Annotated in this window: 1 protein-coding gene and 1 pseudogene; both read left to right on the forward strand. The window is 66.5% G+C overall.

All coding sequences use genetic code 11. From position 1 onward, the window contains the following. Window positions 1-137 precede the first annotated feature (137 nt). Complete coding sequence (locus AC1DOC_RS31600; protein WP_478131331.1) at window positions 138-1,319, forward strand: AAA family ATPase; 1,182 nt, start codon at window positions 138-140, stop codon at window positions 1,317-1,319. Window positions 1,320-1,562: 243 nt separating this feature from the next. Then, window positions 1,563-1,951: pseudogene (locus AC1DOC_RS31605) on the forward strand (ParB/RepB/Spo0J family partition protein); the annotation flags it as partial.

A 1,951-nucleotide genomic window follows, 5' to 3' on the forward strand; every position in this document is an offset into this window, starting at 1 on the left:
CTGTAGCCGAGTTCTCCGCGAAACTTGTTCATTCGACAGATTCTCATAGAATTGCCGTATTCTGTCGAATAAGGCCAAACAAAATGTCCGTTCCTGTTCCTCTGGTCGGTGGAAACCTGGTTTCCAACGACGTCCAGGTGCCTCCCCGCCAAACCATCAACATGCAGAAGATCGCCGCGCTGGCGACCCGGGCCGGGTCGATGGTGGAGCAGATCCGGGGCATGCTGCTGGCGCCGGAAGCCCGCAAGATCCCGCCCACCTACTCCACCGCCCAATTGGCCGCGCTGTGCGGCGTCGACAAGGCGCATGTGGCCTACCGCATCACCAAGGAAGACCTGCCGGCCGGGCGGCTGACCCCTTCGGGCGGCAAGCGCACCTTCGAGCTGGACGAACTGCGCCGCTGGACCCGCACCTACCGTGCGGAAAAGATGCGGCCGGCCGGGCGCAAGGCCATCACCATCGCCGTGGGCAATTTCAAGGGCGGCGTGGYCAAGACCACCACGGCCATGGTGCTGGCGCAGGGGCTCAGCCTGCGCGGGCACCGCGTGCTCGCGATCGACACCGACCCGCAGGGTTCGCTCACCACGCTGCATGGCCTGCTGCCCGAAGCCGAGGTGACCGAGGACATGACCATCGGTCCGCTGTGCGACGGCTCCGAGAACGACATCCGCTACGCCATCCGCTCGACCTACTGGGACGGCATCGACCTGGTCGCGGCCGCGCCCTTCCTGTTCTCGGCCGAGTTCGCCCTCCCCGCGCGCCAGATGCAGCAGCCCGGCGCCAAGTTCTGGGACGTGCTGAACGAAGGCCTGGAGTCGGTGCGCGACCTGTACGACGTGATCGTGATCGACACGCCCCCTTCCCTTTCGTATGTCACGATCAATGCGCTGTGGGCGGCCAACGGCATCGTCGTTCCGGTGCCGCCCTCGGGCCTGGACTTTGCCTCGTCGGCGCAGTTCTGGTCGCTGCTCGCGGACCTGGGCGGCAACCTGGACGGCCAGAGCAAGGACCGCGAGGGCAAGGCCTTCGACTTCCTGCACGTGCTGCTGAGCCGCGTGGACGCAGCCGATCCGGCGATGCCCGCGGTGCGCCAGTGGATCCAGGCCACCTACGGCGAATACACGCTGCCGGTCGAGATCCCGAAGACCAGCGTGACCAGCAACAAGGCCGCGGAATTCGCCACGGTCTACGACGTGCAGAAATACGAAGGCGCCGCCAAGACCTACAAGCGCGCGGTAGACGCCTACGATTCCTTTGTCGAGCTCGTCGAGCAGTCGGTGATCGGCGCCTGGACGGCACAAGGGAGGGCGCAGCAATGAGAATGCCGGCCATGCTTTCGGGAGCCCCTTGGCGTGGAAACCAGGTTTCCACCGGGCGGCTCGCCCTTGATGTATACGGCATGGCGCACGCCGTGGAAACCTGGTTTCCACGGCCGCGGTTGCCACAAGCCGGATGCGGCGCGGCAATGCCACAGTACCTGCCGAAGGCTGCGGGGCGGATCGGCAAAAGGCCCCGTTTCACGGCATCGAGCGCGGCCCAAGCCGCGCCAAGGAGTGTCCATCATGGCTAGCACCCGCAAGCGGCTGGAGGCGTTGACCGCCGGCCTGATGCTTCCCGAAGCGGCAAAGGATCCGGTCGATGCGCCGGCCCCGGCGGCTGTTCCCGCAGTGCCCCCGTCGGCATCGAACACCGTGGAAACCAGGTTTCCACCGGCCGTCGGCGGCTCGCTCGCGCCGCGCACCGGCCCCGGCCAGATGATGGCTTTCCGCGGCCAGATCCAGCAGGTCGAAGGCGAGATGGCAGCGCTGCGCGAAAAGCTCAGCCAGTACGAAGGCTCGCTGCCCACGCGCAAGATGGACCCCAAGACCATCCATCCGAGCCGCTGGGCGAACCGCCACGACGCCTCGTTCACGAGCAGCGCCTTCGCGGGCCTGAAGGCCGACATCGAGCA

It is taken from the genome of Variovorax sp. 01T439_2 (assembly GCF_056398445.1).